Source organism: Bradyrhizobium ottawaense, from assembly GCF_900099825.1.
GTDB classification, from domain to species: Bacteria; Pseudomonadota; Alphaproteobacteria; order Rhizobiales; family Xanthobacteraceae; genus Bradyrhizobium; species Bradyrhizobium ottawaense_A.
The window spans coordinates 1,953,830-1,970,140 of sequence record NZ_LT629693.1 but is presented as its reverse complement, the minus strand read 5'-3'; the positions used below and the strand labels follow the sequence as shown (position 1 = coordinate 1,970,140).

Below are 16,311 nucleotides of genomic sequence, written 5' to 3'. Positions count from 1 at the left end.
GGTCGCGCGAAGCGGTAGCAGGCGAGCAGGCAGGCGTCAATATTACCCGGGTAATATTTACGCCACCAAGCAGGGACCTACGACCCCTGCAGCAGCAGGCTGAGTTCGAGGTCCCGGAAGCTCGAGTAATTGCGCCGGATCCATTGATGCAGCTCGGTCGACGAGTCCTTTTCGTTGCGCAGGTAGCCGGTGAACGAAAAGTTCAGGCGGTCGACATAGGTCTTCAGGAACGTCGGCAGCGCCGAGATCCGCAATACCCGTTCCCCCTCCATTGCCGCCGGCAGTTCGCCGCGCACCACATGCTCGTTGTCGACCGTAATCAGCGCGTTCGGCGGGATCTGCTGCTGCAGCATCGGAAAGGCCCGCGCCGAGACGCGGTCGATGTCGGCCACGAACAGGATGACCGGCGCGACATGACGGCGTGCGGCTTCCTTGAGGAATCCGATCTCCCCGGTCATCTTGAAAAACTCGTCGAAGGCGTGGAAGCCGAGGTCGATCACCTTGGCGATGCCGTCATCGACGATCAGCCGGTCCATCAGCTGCATCTTGCCGTAGGTGTCGATGACATCAGCGGTTTCGGTGGTGCGCGGCAGATATTCGAGCAGCGACGGCTCCTTCAGATTGATATCGAAGGAGTTCACCGTGCCGTTTTTCAACAGCAGGAATTCGCTGAGCAACCGCGCGATCAGCGTCTTGCCGACCAGCGGACGGGGCGAGCAGATGATGTAAACGGGCGTGACGGGCATCACGCGCTATATCAGTGGATTTTTTCGCCTAATCCAGCCCCATCACGCTTGGGACGCGACTATTTTTCACCGCTGCGCGTCATCGGTTTGCCGGCGCCGACGAGGTCGGTCAGCTTGATGCGGTCGAACTCGCTCCAGACGTTGGCGAGCCAGTGCCGGACATAGCCGCGCAGCACGAAGGAATAGTTCGCGGCCTCGTCTTCCTTGCCCTTGTTGGCGACGAATTTGAGGAACGGCACCGAGGAGACCTCGACCTGCTCATAGGCCATTTCGTTGAGCTTGGGGATCGTCAGCTCGGTGGCGTCCTTGATGCGGTGGAAATAGGAATTGTAGGTCGCCTGGTCCCACTGGAAGAACTGGGTGTCGTTGATGAAGTTCTTCACCAGAAAATATTTGGCGCCGACCATGAAGTTCGCGGTCTCGGCGATTTCGTCCAGCGAGGCGATCGAGGGTCCCAGTATATGGAACACGGCAAAGGTGATCTGGCCGGATTTCGCCGCATCGAGAAAGCCGATGTCGCGCAGCGAGGCCAGCGCCGGCGACAATAGTCCGGCGCGGACGTCGATCACGGTGACCGAAGGGCTGGCGGCGTTCAGCGTATCGAAGATCTTCATCTGGTCAGAGGTCGTCGTCATGTCGACGATCTCAGTGATGTCGGGGTGGAAACGCATCAGCGTACCGCGCGGCGACTCGGTGTCGAACGCCCGCGTCGGCACGTTGTTGGCACTGAAATAATCCAGAAGAGTTCGCGAGACCGTCGTCTTGCCGACCCCGCCCTTGTCCGCGCCCACCACAATCACGACCGGCTTTGCCATGGAATTCCCTTGAACAGTGCCCCCGACCGCGGGAGCGATCGGCAGGTCCCCATCCCCTGCTTTGGGCGCGAACATGGCAGAAACAAGGGAGAATTCAATTCCTTAGACCGCCGCTTGCGTTATTCCTCCCAGATTCCTTCGCAAGTGCGCGGGGCGGCGGGCGCAACCGGACTTAGCGGCGGCGGCCCCAGGGACCTGATAACGGAGGCGGGGTTCGTCCCGCTGCGCCGCCTGCCGGTCCGGCGGCATCGCTCCAGGGGCCGCGGGGGAGCGGCGGCGGGGTCTGTTCCGAAGCCGGCTGGTCCGTCTGCTCGTCATGGTCGTCGGGCTCACTGGGCGCATCCGACGGCAGGGCCAGCGGGCCCGGATCGTGGCCGCCCGCGAACTGGACCAGCGCCTTGACGCGCGAATCCACCGACGGATGGGTCGCGAACAGATCGGCAAAACCTTCGCGCGGGTTGTCGACGCAAAGCTCCATGACGGCGGAGGTCGCGCCGGGAAGCTCGCCGCGGTTTTCGATCTTGCGCAGCGCCGATATCATGGCGTCGGGATCCTTGGTGAGCTCGACCGAGCCGGCGTCGGCCAGGAACTCGCGTGAGCGCGACAGCGCCAGCTTGACGACCTGCGACAACAGCCAGGCCACCACGATCAGGGCGATCGCGATGATGACGACGATGACGGCGCCGCCGCCGCCGGAGCCCTTGCTGTCGCTGTCCGAGGAGGACGACGAGGACCTCGACGATGACGACGAGGATCCCCAGCCGCCGCTCCAGCTCAAATTGGTGAACATCCGGAAGAACAGCTCGCCAAAGAAGCCGACCACGCCGGCGATAATGACCGCGACCACCATCAGCTGCACGTCGCCGTTGCGGATATGGGTCAGCTCGTGGCCCAGCACAGCCTCGATTTCGTGGTCGTTGAGCGCGTTGAGAAGTCCCGTGGTGACGGTGACGGCATATTGCCGCCGGTTGAGGCCGGTCGCGAATGCGTTCAGCGCCGGACTGTCCATCACCTTCAGCTTCGGCATCGGGATGCCGCGCGAGATGCAGAGATTTTCCAGGAGATTATACAGCCGCGGCTGCTGCTGCCGCGTCACGTCCTCGCCGCCGGTGACGGCGTCGATCATGTTCTGGTGGAAGAAATAGGCGATCCCGATCCACAGTGCGGCGGCGATGGTTGCGTAAGGTGCTGCCGTGATCAGGTCGCGAAACGCGACCCTCAGGTAGTAGCTGGCCGAGGCGTCGCTGTTGATCACGACCTCGGCGATCAATGCGCCGGCATAGACCAGCACATAGATCAGCAGGAACAGGCCAGCGAGCAGCAGCATCGAACGAAACTTGTTCGACGCGATGTGCGTGTAGAGACCATACGCGGCCATGATGGGCTTTCGCTAGGCGCAGTCATTCCGGGGCACGCCAACGGCGTGAACCCGGAATCTCGAGATTCTCGGACGTGCAATTGCACGTCCAAGTTCGTCGCTTTGCGACGCCCCGGAATGACTGAAGTGGCGGAGCCTCATGCTTAGAACTTCACCGTCGGTGTCGCCTCGACTTCGGTGCGGCTGGCGCCGAGGTCGAAGAAGTCCTTGCGGGTGAAGCCGAACATGCCGGCAAACAACGCGGCCGGCATCTGCTGGATGCCGGTGTTGTATTCCTGAACCGCGTTGTTGAAGAAGCGGCGGCTGGCCGCGATCTTGTTTTCGAGGTCGGACAATTCGCCGGCGAGCTGCTGGAAATTGGCGTTGGCCTTGAGGTCCGGATAGGCCTCCGACAGCGCGATCAGCCTGCCGAGCGCGCCGCTCAACTGGTTCTCGGCGGCGCCGACCTGGGCCGGTCCCTGCGCCGACATCGCGGAGTTACGGGCCTTGATCACGTCATCGAGCGTACCGCGCTCGTGGGCGGCGTAGCCCTTCACGGTCTCGACCAGGTTCGGGATCAGGTCGTGGCGCTGCTTGAGCTGCACGTCGATGTCGGCAAAGGCCTGGCCGACGCGCTGGCCGAGTGCGACCAGCCGGTTATAGGCGGCGAAGGCAAACAACACGATGATGGCGATGACGCCGAGAACGATCCAGCCGGTCGACATGGCAAGCAACTCCTGTGGGACTGACAATCCGGGGAAACTAGACGAAAAATCGGGCGCGCGGCACCCCGCCACGACCTGGGGCACGCCGTTAGTCGAAGCCAAGGCGGGATAAGTTCAAGCTCGTCGTGTCCCGGACGCGGTGCAGCGCCTCTTTGCGCTGCTCCGCAGAGCCGGGACCCACCTCGCCGGATTTAATGGACCCCGGACCAGCAGCGCACCACGCCGCAAAGGCGGCGCGTTGCGCAGCATCCGGGGCACGGAGATCGCTGCTGCGGCTACCGTTCGTCCATCACCGCATCGCCCCATCGCCAGCGCCGGGCGCGGGCGTAATCGGCCTTGGCGCGGCGCGGCGTGCGCGTCCACGCGAGGCCGTCGGGGGTGCACAACTTTGCCGATACTTCGACCTTGCTGATTTCAGGCTGCGCCAATACCCGGGCCGGACGTTTTTCTATTCGTGTGCGGGTCAGCGCGACATAGGCGAATTTCTCGTCCTCGAACGGCAACTCCGCGCCCTTGACCTGCTTGTGCGCGCGCGAGCGCTGCAGGCGCTGGGTGAAATGGCACCAGTCCGGCGCGGCAAGCGGGCACTTGCCGTCATGCGGGCAGGGGGCGGCAACATGCGCGCCCTGAGCGATCAAGCGTTCACGCAGCGCGATGATCCGTGCATAGCCCGCAGGCGTGCCGGGTTCGACCACCAGCAGCGTATCGCCGGTCTTTTGCCACATCAGTTCAGCCAAGGCCTTCTGCTCGGCAGCGCCGATTTCGCCGATCATGTAACTGGCGATGACGAGGTCGGCGGCGCCAGCCTTGGCCAGCGCGGATCGGGCCTCGCCACGCTCGTAGTTGGTTTCACGCAGGCGAAAACTGTCGCTGAAGAGGTTGAGCGCCAGCGCGCGAAGTGCGTCGTTGGCATCGAGCAGCGCAAAGCTTTGCAGCGACGGGAAGGCTTCGGCCGCGGCCCATGTGGCTGTGCCCGGCCCGGCACCGACATCGAGCAGGCTTGCCGGGGCAAAGTCCGGACGGATCTCGGCGAGCGCATTCAGGCTTGCCGTGACCGCAGCATAGGTCGCGGGCATCCGCGCCAGCGCGTAGGCCAGCGCATCGGTCTCCGACCGGATCGCGCCGGAGCCGCCGCCGTCACGGTAGGTTTTCGAGATCGACGCGGCGCGGGTCGCCGCGTCGTTGCGCGAAAAACCCCGCAGCCTGCCGTCGAGTGCTGCTTTCAGTTCGGCGGGGAGGTCGGGTGAGGTCATTTGTTGCCGTCATCCACGTCATTCCGGGATGGTCCGAAGGACCAGACCCGGAATCTCGAGGTTCCGGGTTCGTCGCTGCGCGCCGCCCCGGAACGACGGATTTCAGCTCACGCCACGTTCTGGTCGAGGATCTTCACCGCGTCGTCGAGGCCGACCGAGACGAGTTGCGAGACGCCGCGTTCGGCCATGGTGACGCCGTACAGCCGGTTCATCCGCGCCATCGTGATCGGATTATGCGTGATGATGATGAAGCGGGTTTCAGTCGACGAGGTCATCTCGTTCAGCAGGTTGCAGAACCGCTCCACGTTGTGGTCGTCGAGCGGGGCGTCGACTTCGTCCAGCACGCAGATCGGCGACGGGTTGGTGAGGAACACCGCGAAGATCAGCGCCAGCGCGGTCAGTGCCTGCTCGCCGCCTGACAGCAGGGACAGGGTCTGCGGTTTCTTGCCGGGCGGCTTGGCGATGATTTCGAGACCGGCTTCCAGCGGATCGTCGCTCTCGATCAGGTGCAATGCGGCTTCGCCGCCGCCGAACAGTTCGACGAACAGCCGCTTGAAGTGCGCGTTGACGGTCTCGAACGAGGTCAACAGCCGTTCGCGCGCTTCCTTGTTCAGGCTCTGGATACCCTGGCGCAGCCGCTTGATGGCTTCGACGAGGTCGTCGCGTTCCGTGGTCAGCGCAGTGTGCTGGGCTTCCACCTCGCGCAGCTCTTCCTCGGCGCGCAGGTTGACCGCGCCAAGCCGCTCGCGATCGCGGCGCAGCTTTTCGAGGTTTTCCTCGATCTCGTTGAGCGGCGGCAATTCGGCGCCGGGCTCCAGTTCGGCGAGCGCCGCCACGGCGTGCGGCTCGACTTCGAGCATGTCGTGAATTTCGCGCTCGATGTCCGACAGCCGGCGTTTTGTTCCCTCCATGCGCTCTTCGGCACGGGCGCAGGCCTCGCGGGCTGAGGAGAGCGCTTCAAGCGACGCCTTGGCCTCGCGGTCGGTTTCCGCCATCAGGCTTTCGGCCGCGGCCAGCGCATCGGCGGCGACGCGGCGGGCGCCTTCGGCCTGCTCGATTTCGTTGATCAGCGCGCGGCGCTTTTCCGCGAACGCGGCGGGCGCGTTCTCAAGCTCGGCACGCTCGGCGGTCACTTCGGTGATGCGCGCTTCGACGGTGGTGACCTGCGAAGCCGCGCTCTGTTTGCGGTTCTGCCATTCGGTGCGTTCGGCGAGGATCGCCTGCACGCGGCGGTCGGCGAGTTCAGCCTCGCGCGCCAGCGCCTGCACTTCGGCGCGGACTTGCGCCGCAAAACGGCGGTGACCTTCGATATCGCTGCGAACGGCGGCAAGCCGGGCCTCGGTGTCGTGGGTCGGCGGCAATTCTTCAAGCGCTGCGGTCGCGGTCTGGTGCGCACCATAGGCTTCGGTGAGGTCGGCATTGAGGCGTGTGTGCGCTTCCGTCAGCGCCGACTTGCGGGCGCTGTGGCGGTTGATCTCGCGTTCGGTCGTGGCATGGCGTTCGCGTGCCGTATCGGCTTCGCGTTGCGCGGCACGCCAGGCCTCGCGGGCGGCGGTCTCGGCACCCGATGCCATCTTCAGCTCAGACTCGGCGTCTTCCAGCGCCTGCCGCTTGGCGGCAGCGTCGGTGCGGGCCTGCTCCAGTTCGTGCTCGATATCGACGAGACGGGCGCGTTCGGCGAGACGCCGTGCCGCGCCGGTCGGCGCGTGGGCGGCGGCGACAAAACCGTCCCAGCGCCAGACGTCGCCTTCCAGCGACACCAGCCGCTGGCCGGTCTTGAGTTGCGACACCAGCTCCGCGCCGCGCTCCTTGGGGACGACGCCGATCTGCGCCAGACGACGCGTCAGTTCGGCGGGTGCCTCGACCAGGGAGGCGAGGGGTTCGACGCCGGCGGGCAGCGCCGGATCGTCGAAGGTGGCACCCGCGTTGGTCCAGCGCATCGGCGCGGAGGGATCGACGGGCGCGTCGAGATCGTCGCCGAGCACGGCGCCGAGCGCCTTTTCATAACCCTTGGCGACGGTGACGCCGTCGATGATCGGCGGCCAGAGGTTCTTGGTCTCGCCATTGACGAGCTTGGAAATCGTGCGCGCTTCGGTCTCGAGCCGCTGCACGCGCTTGTCGGCCTCGGCGAGCGGGGCGCGCGAGGCCTCAAGCTTCTGCCGCGCGGCGATATGGCTGGCTTCGTTGGCGTGCGCGGCGGCTTCGGACGCCGCCAAGCTTTCCTGCGCGGTCTCCATCGCGCCTGCAAGCGCATCGACGTCGCCGAGGCTGCCGGTTTCCTGCGCGAGCTTCTGCTCGTCGCTGGCAACGTTGGCGATGTCCTGATCGAGCTTCGCCAGCCGGTCGCGATGGGTGCGCACGCCGGCCTCGAGCTGGTTGCGCTTGGCGGTAAGATCGGCAAGCGCGGTCGTCAGTTCGCCGAACATCTGCTCGGCCGCTTCGAGCGTCGCTTCCGCTTCCGAGACGCGTTCGTCGACGCCGGAACGCTTTTCGACGCGCGACTTGATCTCTTCCTTCAATTCGGAATCTTCGGTGTCGAGCCGCTGCAGCGCGACTTCGGCATCGAGGTTCTGCTGCTGTTCGCGGGCGATGTCGGCGGCGAATTGCGTCAGCCGGCGGTCGAGTTCGGAAACGCGCTCCTTGGCACGGGCTTCCTCGCGGTCGAGCAGCTCGCGGGCATTCGTCAGCCGCTGCAGTCCGGCGGCGGCGCGGGCTTCGCCCTCGCGCAACGCCGGCAGTTCCGAGGCGCGGATCGCCTGGATACGCGCCGCTTCGGCCTGTTCGCGGGTACGTTCGGCCATCTCGCGAACGTTGAGGTCGTGGGTATGGGCGGCCTCGGCCACGTCGGCATGGGCCTCGAGCCAGCGCAGATGAAACAGCGTGGCTTCGGCCTTGCGCACCTTGGCGGCGACTTCGCGGAACCGGATCGCCTGCCTTGCCTGCTTCTTCAGGCCGTCGACCTGGCCGGCGAGCTGACCAATCACGTCCTCGACGCGGGTCAGGTTGGTTTCGGCTGCCCTCAGCCGCAATTCGGCTTCGTGGCGGCGGGCATGCAGGCCGGCAACACCGGCGGCGTCTTCCAGCACGCGGCGGCGCTGTTCGGGCTTGGCCTGAATGATCTCGCCGATCTTGCCCTGGTGGACCAGTGCCGGCGAACGCGCGCCGGTGGCGGCGTCGGCGAACAGAATCTGCACGTCGCGGGCGCGCACATCGCGGCCGTTGATGCGGTAGACCGAGCCGGCCTCGCGCTCGATGCGGCGCGAAATTTCCAGCACCTGGCTGTCGTTCATGGCCGCAGGCGCGGTGCGATCGGCATTGTCGATCGACATCACGACTTCGGCGTGGTTGCGCGCCGGACGGTTGCCGGAGCCGGCGAAGATCACCGCATCCATGTCGGCGGCGCGCAGCGATTTGTGCGAGGTCTCGCCCATCGCCCAGCGCAGCGCCTCGACCAGGTTGGATTTGCCGCAGCCGTTCGGTCCGACCACGCCGGTGAGACCGGGTTCGATCAGGAAGTCGGTGGGTTCAACGAACGACTTGAAACCGTGGAGGCGGAGGCGCGTGAGTTTCATGAACCAAATCTCGCTTGGCCGGGCGCGAATCTCCCTGCCGTGACAATACCATGGAAGGCAATGTCGGTGTGTGGACGAACCACCTTTGGCGGCTCTTATCGTCCGGACAATGGCGAGGCCGGGGCCGGAGGGCAACGGGCCGACGCGGCTTTTCCCAAGGGTTTTGTAGGCTTTTGTCGAGCCTTTTGCTGGACTTATGCGATCGCGCGAATCAGCGGGCGCGAATCAGCTTTTCAACAGCGAATTGATCCGCCTGGCGAATTCCTCGAAGCCGGCTTCACCCACGATTTCGTCGCCGTTGACGAAAAAGGTCGGCGTGCCCTCGACCTTCAGGACGTCCTCGGCAAACTTCTGGCCGGCGCTGATCTTGTCCTGCATCGCCTGGTCCTTCAGGCAATCCTCGACCGCCTGCGCGCTGAGACCCGCCTGCCGCCCGATCAGCCGCAGCGTATCGGAGGTCTTCTCCACCAACTGGTCCTGCTGCCGGAACATGATGTCGACCACGGCAAAATACTTGGCCGAGTCCTCACCGGCGATGCGGCGCGTCAGCATCGCGCACGCCAGATCCTTGATATTGAGCGGAAACTCGCGGAACACGTAACGCACCTTGCCGGTGTCGATGAATTCCGACTTGATCTTCGGAAATACGTCCCTGTTGAAGGCGGCGCAATGCGGGCAGGTCGGCGCCGCGTATTCGACGATCGTCACCCTGGCGTCATCAGGACCGAGCGCCATGTCGGGCAGCGCCTGCGGTTTTGTCACTTCGCTGGCAGGCACCGCGATCGCCCTGGTGACCAGCGCGGTCAATGGCAAAGCGGCAACGAAGGCGCGGCGGGTGATGAGCAAGGTGCGCTCCCGAAAATGAACCGGTCAGCTCTTCAGCAGCGAATTGATGCGCTTGCTGAATTCCTCGAACGACGTTTCGCCCTTGAGCATCTCGCCGTTGATGAAGAAGGTCGGCGTCGAATTGACCTTCAGCACCTCGGCGGCGAATTTCTGGTCGGCGGCGATCTTGTCGAGCAGCGCCTGGTCCTTCAGGCAGTCCTCGACCGCCTGCTGGGTGAGGCCGGCCTGCTTGCCGATCCGGGTCAGGGTCTCCGTGGTGTTCTTCACCACCCATTCGTTCTGCTGCTTGAACAGCAGGTCGACGACGGCGAAATATTTCGGCGCATCGTCCTTGGCGATGCAGCGCGCCAGCATCGAGCCCGCGGCCGCCTTGATGTCGAGCGGGAATTCGCGGAACACGAAGCGGATCTTGCCGGAGTCGATGAATTCCGACTTGATCTTCGGAAACACGGTTTCGGTGAAGGCGGCACAGTGCGGGCAGGTCATCGAGGCGTATTCGGTGATGGTCACCGAGGCGTTGGCCGGGCCGAGCCCCATGTCGGGCAGCGACTGCGGCTTGGCGACGTCGGCCGCACCCTGCGCCATCGCGTCCGATATCAGGCGCAGCGGCGAGAAGCCGGCGAGCAGGCCAAGGCCGGTCAGCGACAGGGCGGCGGTGAAGGCGCGGCGCGTGATCATGAGAAGTCCCCGAATGGCGCGTTCACGCCCAACGTTTGCGAAAAGAAGCCTTCGCTAGCTTGAAACGATAATTGTGGCAATGGCAGGTTGCCGCAGCCGGAACAGGCGGCAGGCTCAATTTCGCTTGATCGAGGCGCCGAGCCGCGCCAGCGCGGCGCGTAACTGTTCATCCTCGACCGCCGACAGCGTTTCGGCGACCCTGGCGACGGCCTTGGGGTCCGGCGGGCGGGGCAGGGCGGCGAGTTTTCGGCGCGACAGCGGCGCCTGCCGCAGCGCCAGCCGGCCGACCGCGCTCCAGCCGAAGAAGCGGTTGACCCGTGCCAGGATGACGTCGGAAGAATGCTGGATCTCCAGCGCCATCGGCCCCTCGACCCGTAACACCAGCGTCGCCGGTTCCTGCGGCTGGCCTTCCACCGGCCGCGGCCACTGCATCTTCAGCGGCTGGGAGTGGGCGGCGATTTCGGCTCCCGCGATCTCGGCCCAGCGCGTCACCAGCTCGCGCGCGGCAAATCCCTGCTTGGCATAGGCGTCGGAAAACACGTCGCTGAGCAGGACGGAAAGCGGTTTGGCGCTGATGAAGCCGGGTTTTGCCATGGGGGGCTTATAACACTTCTTGGTGGAGTGTGGACGGAACCACCCAAGTGTCATGGCCGGGCATAGCCGTCTGAGGACGGCGTCGCTACCGCTCGCCCATGCCCGGCCATCCACGTCTTTTGGCTGCCGCAGTAAAGAAAGACGTGGATGCCCGCGACAAGCGCGGGCATGACGTGGAGAGATCGGAATCCCGACACTAGAGTGCCTTCATGAATTCAGGTGTCGTCGCCAAGGCTAAACGACGCGGAGCGGAGCCAAGCGACCGTCCCGCGCTGCTGCTCGACTGGTATGACCGGCATCGCCGGCGGTTGCCGTGGCGGCCGCCGGCGGGCGAGCGCGCCGATCCGTACCGGGTCTGGCTGTCGGAAATCATGCTGCAACAGACCGGCGTCAAAACCGTCGGGCCCTATTTCGAGAAGTTTCTGGCGCGCTGGCCGGATGTCGCCGCACTCGGCAGCGCGTCGCAGGACGACGTGCTGCGGATGTGGGCCGGGCTCGGCTACTATTCGCGCGCGCGCAACCTGCACGCCTGCGCGGTCGCGGTGCTGCGCGAACATGGCGGGGTGTTTCCCGACACCGAGCAAGGCCTGCGCGCGCTGCCGGGGATCGGGCCCTACACCGCGGCGGCGATCGCGGCGATCGCTTTCGATGTCAGGACCATGCCGGTCGACGGCAATATCGAACGCGTGGTGTCGCGGCTTTACGCGGTCGAGGAACCGTTGCCGCAGGCCAAGCCGCTGATCGGCGAATTGGCGTCGACACTGCTGGATCCGTCTCGCGCCGGCGACGAGAAGTCTCGCGCCGGCGACGAGAAGTCTCGCGCCGGCGATAGCGCCCAGGCGCTGATGGATCTCGGCTCCTCGATCTGCACGCCGAAGAAACCGGCCTGTGCGCTGTGTCCGCTGAACGAGGATTGCGTGGCCCGCGCGCGCGGCGATCAGGAGGCATTTCCACGCAAGGCGCCGAAGAAGACGGGAACGCTGCGCCGCGGCGCGGCCTTCATCGTCACGCGCGGCGAGCAGCTGTTGGTGCGTACGCGCGTGGAAAAGGGCCTGCTCGGCGGCATGACCGAAGTGCCGGGTTCCGAATGGCTGGCCGGACAGGATGACAAGACGGCGTTGAAGCAGGCGCCGGTGCTCAAGGGCGTGACACGCTGGCATCGCAAAGCGGGCGTCGTCACCCATGTGTTCACACACTTTCCGCTGGAACTCGTCATCTATACCGCTGATGTTGCCGCGCGCACGCGGCCGCCCGAGGGCATGCGCTGGGTGCCGATCGCGACGCTCGCCGATGAAGCGCTGCCCAACGTGATGCGCAAGGCGATTGCGCACGGGCTTGGTCTCTAAGCGAGCTTGGCCCGAAGACGGTCAAGCTGCTGACACCATGCTGGCAACAGGGCTGGCCTACGAAGGGACCTCACGGAGGTTCCCATGATCGCAACTGCCCTCGACACTCTCGTTGCCCCGCCGTCTTCAAAACTGCTCGGCTGGTATCTCATCGATGCCCGCCCTGGGGACGGCTGGGTCCGGATCGGTTTCGACGGCAAGAAAGACTTCTGCAACCCGGCCGGCTTCGTCCAGGGCGGTATTCTCTCGGCGATGCTCGACGACACCATGGGCCCGGCGGTGTTCGTCATGACCGACGGCAGGCTCTATACGGCGACCGTGACCATGACGATAAATTTCCTGGCGCCGGCCAGACCGGGGCCGATCACCGGTGAGGCGACCGTCACCCAGCTCGGCAAGACCATCGCCTTCGTCGAGGGACGGCTGACGGCCGAGGATGGCACCTTGCTCGCGACCGCCACGACCAGCGCGCGGCTGGTCGAGACCGCCAAGGCAATACGCTGATTCTTCTCCTTCTCCCCGTTCTTACGGGGTCGAGACGAGCGAATCTCGCTCTTAGAAGATAGGGATGAGGGGCTTCTCTCCGCGAACTCCGTAGGTGAGGTGAGACCTGTACCCCCTCACCTGAAATTCGCTAGCGCGAATTTCGACCTCTCCCCGCAAGCGGGGCGAGGTTAAGTGAGCCGCCGCGTCAACCGGCCTTGCCCTGCACGATCGGCGGCTTGGCGTTGAGGCCTTCGACCTGAAAACCGGCGACGCGCTTGTAGTTGGCGGCGATGTCTTCCAGTTCCTTGAGCGACAGCACGTCGGTGACGACGTCGTAGCCATTGGGCGCGCGCTCCTCGACCATCTGCATGACCTGCTCGGGCCCGTTGCGGCGGTTCAGCATCACGAGGTCTGACGTGGCGGGGCGGCGTTCGGCTTCGTAGGCCACCAGCGCGGCGTTGACCTCGCCATGCGCGAGAATTTCGCGGGTGAGGACGCGGGCGTCGAGGATCGCCTGCGACGCGCCGTTGGAGCCGATCGGGTACATCGGATGCGCGGCATCGCCCATCAGCGTGACCTTGCCAAAAGTCCATTGCGGGATCGGATCGCGGTCGACCAGCGGATATTCATAGGCGTGCGGGCAGTTGCGGATCAGGCCGGGGACGTCGAGCCAGTCGAATGTCCAATCCCTAAACCAGGGCAGAAACTCGTCGAGGTTGGCGGTGCGGTTATAGTCCTCGCGCCGCCACTGATAGGTTGGCGGCATGTGCCGCTCGGCCACCCAGTTGATCGAGAATTTGCCGTCGGCGTCCGCTGTCTTCGAAATCGAATAACAGACGAACTTCAGGATCTCGTGGCCGGCCATGATCATGGTGCGGCCGGAGAGGAAGGCACTGCTCTTGGTGATGCCGCGCCACAGGATGCGCCCGTTCCAGATCGGCGGGCCTTCATTCGGATAAAGTTTTTCGCGAACCGCCGAATGGATGCCGTCGGCGGCGATCAGCAGCGCGCCTTCATGATGGCCGACTACTTTACCGGTCGCCTTGTCGACGAATTCGGCGCGGACGCCTTCATCGGTCTCGGTCCAGCCGGAAAGATGATGGCTGGTAAGAATGTTCTCCTTGCCCAGCCGTTCGGTCGCGGCATCGAGCAGGATCTGCTGCAGCGTGCCGCGATGGATCGAGAATTGCGGCCATTTGTAACCGGCCTCGATGCCGCGCGGCTCGCTCCAGATCGGCTTGCCGTGCTTGGAAAAATAGGCGAGCTCCTTGGTGCGCACGCCTGATGCGTCGAGCGCATCGTGCAGGCCGAGCTCGATCAGCTCGCGCACCGCATGCGGCAGCACGTTGATGCCGACGCCGAGCGGCCGCAGTTCGGGCACGCTTTCGAAGACTTTGGCCGATACCCCGATCTGGTGCAGGCTGAGCGCCAGTGTCAGCCCGCCGATGCCGCCGCCCGCGATAAGAACCGTCATGATCCGCCCTTGGTCCGCCCGTATTTGACAAGGTCATGACATGGGAGCGCCGCTGGGGGCAACCGCGAAAACCGGGCCCCTCCGGTCGTCGATGGCCGCGGGATGGACGGCGCCGGACCGCGCCGCTAACGTGGCCCTTCCCGAAAAGAGGATGTGAAATGCTCAAGCTCTATTACGCCACCGGCACCTGCGCGCTCGCTTCGCATATCGCTCTGGAAGAGGCCGGCGTCGCCTATACGGCTGAGCGGCTCGACTTCAAAAGCAGCCAGCAGACCACCCCCGAATATCTCGCGATCAATCCGAAGGGCCGGGTGCCGGCGCTGGTGACCGATCGCGGCGTCCTGACCGAGACGCCGGCGATCCTGGCGTTCGTCGCGCAGACTGCGCCTCAGGCGAAGCTGATGCCGGAAGATGCTTTTGCGTTCGCACAGGCGCAGTCCTTTAACACCTATCTATGTTCGACGGTGCATGTCGCGCATGCCCACAAGGGGCGCGGTTATCGCTGGGCCACCGAGGAAACCTCGTTCGCCGACATGAAGCGCAAGGTGCCGGAAACCATGGCCGCCAGTTTTGCGCTGATCGAGCGCGACATGCTGAAGGGACCATGGGTGATGGGCGAGCAATACACGGCCTGCGACGCCTATCTGTTTACGCTCGGCGGCTGGCTGGAAGGCGACAGCGTCGATATCGCGACGCTGCCGAAAGTCGCCGCGCACCGCCAGCGGATGTCGGAACGGCCGGCCGTGCAGAAGGTGCTCGCGGACGAGAAGGCGTAACTTCGTAGGGTGGGCAAAGGCGCACTTGCGCCGTGCCCACCATTTTACGTTACGCACTTGAAGGGTGGGCACGCTTCGCTTTGCCCACCCTACGCGACTTTTTTGTTTGACGCGTTTTCTTCACGCGAACCGGTGCCCACTTCGCTTGAAAACGCTATGCCTTCTTCTTCCCGCGTTCCATATCGCGGCCGATGCCGAGCATGATGTTGCGCAGCCAGACCGAGCCGGGGTCCATCTGGGCGCGGGTCGGGTAGAACATGAACTGCTCGTCGATTCCGGGATCGAGCGGCGGCGTGATCGCCACAAGCGACAATTGCTTCGACAGCGCTGATATCAGCCGGCGCGGCACGAACGCGACGAGATCGGTGCGCGCGGTGACATGCAGCGCTTCGAGATAGCCTGATACGACCAATGCGATCCGCCGCTCGATGCCTTTGGTGCGCAACCAGGTGTCGATCAGATCTTCGCTCTGGCCGCGGATGATGACTGCGACATGCCGCGCATCGAGAAATAGTTCGCGACGCTTCAGCTTCGCTCCGACCGGATGGCCGCGCCGCACGGCAAGCGCGTCGCTGTCGGTGTAGAGAAGCTGCCGGTGAAAGCCGCTGAAGGCGTTGCCGATGCTGATCACGATGTCGATCGTGCGGGCGAACTCGGCGGTGAAGATCGCCGGTCCGCGCCACGGCACCACGTCGATCCGGACGTTGGGCGCGATCCTGGTGATCTTTTCCATCAGCGGCGGCATCAGCAATTCGACGGCCAGATCAGGCATCATCAGGCGAAACTGACGCTCGCTGGTTGAAGCGTCGAAACCGTCGGGAACAAACAAGGCGCGTACGTGGTCGAGCGCCTGCGCCAGCGGCCCGCGCAGCGCCTGGGCCCGCGGCGTCAGTTCCATGCGGGCGCCGGTGCGCACCAGCAGCGGGTCGCCGATCAGGTCGCGCAACCGCTGCAGCGCATGGCTGGCGGCCGGCTGCGACAGCCCGATCCGCATCGCGGCGCGGCTGACATTGGCCTCCTTCAGCAGCGCGTCGAGGGCGACCAGCAAATTGAGGTCAAGCGAATTCAAATTCATTGGGTGAATATATATCATATCCACTATCGATTGGAAGAATATCGTGCGGCGCGCGATGGTCTGAGGCATCGGATCAACGGAGAAAGCCGCCATGAGCGCAGCAGCGAACAAGAAACTGGTACAGCAGGTCTATACGGATTCCGCCAACCGCAGCGGCACCACCTTCGCCGACCATCTCGCCGAGGACGCGGTCTGGGTCGTGACCGGGCAATATTCCTGGTCGCATGAGTTCAAGGGACGTGAGGCGATTCAGAACGGCCTTTTGGGCCAACTCCGATCGTTGCTCGCGGCGCGGCCGCGCACCGTGGCGTTCAATTTCATCGCTGAAGGCGACTATGTCGTGGTCGAGGCGCGCGGCGACAACGTCACCAGGGCGGGCCTTCGCTACGACAATCAATATTGCATCGTCTGGCGCATCGAGGACGGCCGGATCAAGGAGATCAAGGAATATTGCGACTCGGCGCTGGTCGAGCGCGTGCTCGGGCCGTTTCCGGAAGAACGCAAGGTGGCGGCGGGCTGAATTGTTGTCATTCCGGGGCCACGCGCAGGCGCGTGCCCCGGAATGACG

The 16,311-nt window shown here is 64.7% G+C and carries 15 protein-coding genes; 4 read left to right on the top strand and 11 right to left on the bottom strand.

What is annotated here, in order from left to right; all coding sequences use genetic code 11:
* Nucleotides 1–77: 77 nt before the first annotated feature.
* From BLR13_RS09180 to BLR13_RS09140, 9 genes are all read right to left on the bottom strand, one after another.
* Nucleotides 78–746: a hypothetical protein gene (locus tag BLR13_RS09180; RefSeq protein WP_074825284.1), complete on the bottom strand. Its 669-nt coding sequence runs from the start codon at nt 744–746 to the stop codon at nt 78–80.
* A 59-nt stretch (nt 747–805) separates the two neighbouring features.
* Entirely contained in the window at nt 806–1,561 is a 756-nt protein-coding gene (locus BLR13_RS09175; protein WP_074825286.1) for a hypothetical protein, read from the bottom strand.
* 172 nt (nt 1,562–1,733) lie between these two features.
* Nucleotides 1,734–2,939, bottom strand: coding sequence for a M48 family metallopeptidase (locus tag BLR13_RS09170; RefSeq protein ID WP_074825288.1), 1,206 nt, complete (start codon nt 2,937–2,939; stop codon nt 1,734–1,736).
* Between the two features lie 143 nt (nt 2,940–3,082).
* Nucleotides 3,083–3,643: a LemA family protein gene (locus BLR13_RS09165; RefSeq protein ID WP_074825290.1), complete on the bottom strand. Its 561-nt coding sequence runs from the start codon at nt 3,641–3,643 to the stop codon at nt 3,083–3,085.
* Nucleotides 3,644–3,918: 275 nt separating this feature from the next.
* A complete protein-coding gene (locus tag BLR13_RS09160) occupies nt 3,919–4,896 on the bottom strand; it encodes a small ribosomal subunit Rsm22 family protein (RefSeq protein ID WP_074825292.1) in 978 nt (325 codons plus the stop codon).
* A gap of 107 nt (nt 4,897–5,003) precedes the next feature.
* The gene (gene smc / locus BLR13_RS09155) at nt 5,004–8,468 is read right to left on the bottom strand and encodes a chromosome segregation protein SMC (RefSeq protein WP_074825293.1); all 3,465 of its coding nucleotides are present in this window, start codon (nt 8,466–8,468) and stop codon (nt 5,004–5,006) included.
* Nucleotides 8,469–8,693: 225 nt separating this feature from the next.
* The gene (locus tag BLR13_RS09150; protein ID WP_074825295.1) at nt 8,694–9,314 is read right to left on the bottom strand and encodes a thioredoxin domain-containing protein; all 621 of its coding nucleotides are present in this window, start codon (nt 9,312–9,314) and stop codon (nt 8,694–8,696) included.
* A gap of 24 nt (nt 9,315–9,338) precedes the next feature.
* A complete protein-coding gene (locus tag BLR13_RS09145) occupies nt 9,339–9,992 on the bottom strand; it encodes a DsbA family protein (protein WP_074825297.1) in 654 nt (217 codons plus the stop codon).
* 114 nt (nt 9,993–10,106) lie between these two features.
* Nucleotides 10,107–10,586, bottom strand: a complete 480-nt coding sequence (locus BLR13_RS09140; protein ID WP_074825299.1) for a DUF721 domain-containing protein — start codon at nt 10,584–10,586, stop codon at nt 10,107–10,109.
* 209 nt (nt 10,587–10,795) lie between these two features.
* Here BLR13_RS09140 and BLR13_RS09135 point away from each other — a divergent pair, with 209 nt between their 5' ends.
* Both BLR13_RS09135 and BLR13_RS09130 read left to right on the top strand, forming a co-directional pair.
* The gene (locus tag BLR13_RS09135) at nt 10,796–11,932 is read left to right on the top strand and encodes an A/G-specific adenine glycosylase (protein WP_074825301.1); all 1,137 of its coding nucleotides are present in this window, start codon (nt 10,796–10,798) and stop codon (nt 11,930–11,932) included.
* A gap of 84 nt (nt 11,933–12,016) precedes the next feature.
* On the top strand, nt 12,017–12,436 hold the full coding sequence (locus BLR13_RS09130) for a PaaI family thioesterase (RefSeq protein ID WP_074825303.1): 420 nt from the start codon (nt 12,017–12,019) through the stop codon (nt 12,434–12,436).
* A gap of 187 nt (nt 12,437–12,623) precedes the next feature.
* Here BLR13_RS09130 and BLR13_RS09125 read toward each other — a convergent pair whose 3' ends face one another.
* Complete coding sequence (locus tag BLR13_RS09125; RefSeq protein WP_074825306.1) at nt 12,624–13,892, bottom strand: flavin-dependent oxidoreductase; 1,269 nt, start codon at nt 13,890–13,892, stop codon at nt 12,624–12,626.
* A gap of 158 nt (nt 13,893–14,050) precedes the next feature.
* On the opposite strand from BLR13_RS09125, the gene BLR13_RS09120 reads away from it, so the two are divergent.
* Nucleotides 14,051–14,668, top strand: coding sequence for a glutathione S-transferase family protein (locus BLR13_RS09120; protein WP_074825309.1), 618 nt, complete (start codon nt 14,051–14,053; stop codon nt 14,666–14,668).
* A gap of 154 nt (nt 14,669–14,822) precedes the next feature.
* On the opposite strand, the gene BLR13_RS09115 is transcribed toward BLR13_RS09120, so the two are convergent.
* Nucleotides 14,823–15,743 carry a LysR family transcriptional regulator gene (locus BLR13_RS09115; protein ID WP_074831730.1) on the bottom strand — a complete coding sequence of 307 codons (921 nt, stop codon included), beginning with the start codon at nt 15,741–15,743 and terminating at the stop codon, nt 14,823–14,825.
* Between the two features lie 91 nt (nt 15,744–15,834).
* On the opposite strand from BLR13_RS09115, the gene BLR13_RS09110 reads away from it, so the two are divergent.
* Nucleotides 15,835–16,263: a nuclear transport factor 2 family protein gene (locus BLR13_RS09110; RefSeq protein WP_074825311.1), complete on the top strand. Its 429-nt coding sequence runs from the start codon at nt 15,835–15,837 to the stop codon at nt 16,261–16,263.
* Nucleotides 16,264–16,311: the final 48 nt, after the last annotated feature.

Bases quoted from the DNA above. Each gene is read 5' to 3' on its own strand.
- BLR13_RS09175 (WP_074825286.1), bottom strand. From the start codon at position 1,561: ATGGCAAAGCCGGTCGTGATTGTGGTGGGCGCGGACAAGGGCGGGGTC.
- BLR13_RS09180 (WP_074825284.1), bottom strand. From the start codon at position 746: ATGCCCGTCACGCCCGTTTACATCATCTGCTCGCCCCGTCCGCTGGTC.
- BLR13_RS09135 (WP_074825301.1), top strand. From the start codon at position 10,796: ATGAATTCAGGTGTCGTCGCCAAGGCTAAACGACGCGGAGCGGAGCCA.
- BLR13_RS09120 (WP_074825309.1), top strand. From the start codon at position 14,051: ATGCTCAAGCTCTATTACGCCACCGGCACCTGCGCGCTCGCTTCGCAT.
- BLR13_RS09160 (WP_074825292.1), bottom strand. From the start codon at position 4,896: ATGACCTCACCCGACCTCCCCGCCGAACTGAAAGCAGCACTCGACGGC.
- BLR13_RS09115 (WP_074831730.1), bottom strand. From the start codon at position 15,743: ATGAATTTGAATTCGCTTGACCTCAATTTGCTGGTCGCCCTCGACGCG.
- BLR13_RS09125 (WP_074825306.1), bottom strand. From the start codon at position 13,892: ATGACGGTTCTTATCGCGGGCGGCGGCATCGGCGGGCTGACACTGGCG.
- BLR13_RS09110 (WP_074825311.1), top strand. From the start codon at position 15,835: ATGAGCGCAGCAGCGAACAAGAAACTGGTACAGCAGGTCTATACGGAT.
- BLR13_RS09170 (WP_074825288.1), bottom strand. From the start codon at position 2,939: ATGGCCGCGTATGGTCTCTACACGCACATCGCGTCGAACAAGTTTCGT.
- BLR13_RS09130 (WP_074825303.1), top strand. From the start codon at position 12,017: ATGATCGCAACTGCCCTCGACACTCTCGTTGCCCCGCCGTCTTCAAAA.
- BLR13_RS09165 (WP_074825290.1), bottom strand. From the start codon at position 3,643: ATGTCGACCGGCTGGATCGTTCTCGGCGTCATCGCCATCATCGTGTTG.
- smc (WP_074825293.1), bottom strand. From the start codon at position 8,468: ATGAAACTCACGCGCCTCCGCCTCCACGGTTTCAAGTCGTTCGTTGAA.
- BLR13_RS09140 (WP_074825299.1), bottom strand. From the start codon at position 10,586: ATGGCAAAACCCGGCTTCATCAGCGCCAAACCGCTTTCCGTCCTGCTC.
- BLR13_RS09145 (WP_074825297.1), bottom strand. From the start codon at position 9,992: ATGATCACGCGCCGCGCCTTCACCGCCGCCCTGTCGCTGACCGGCCTT.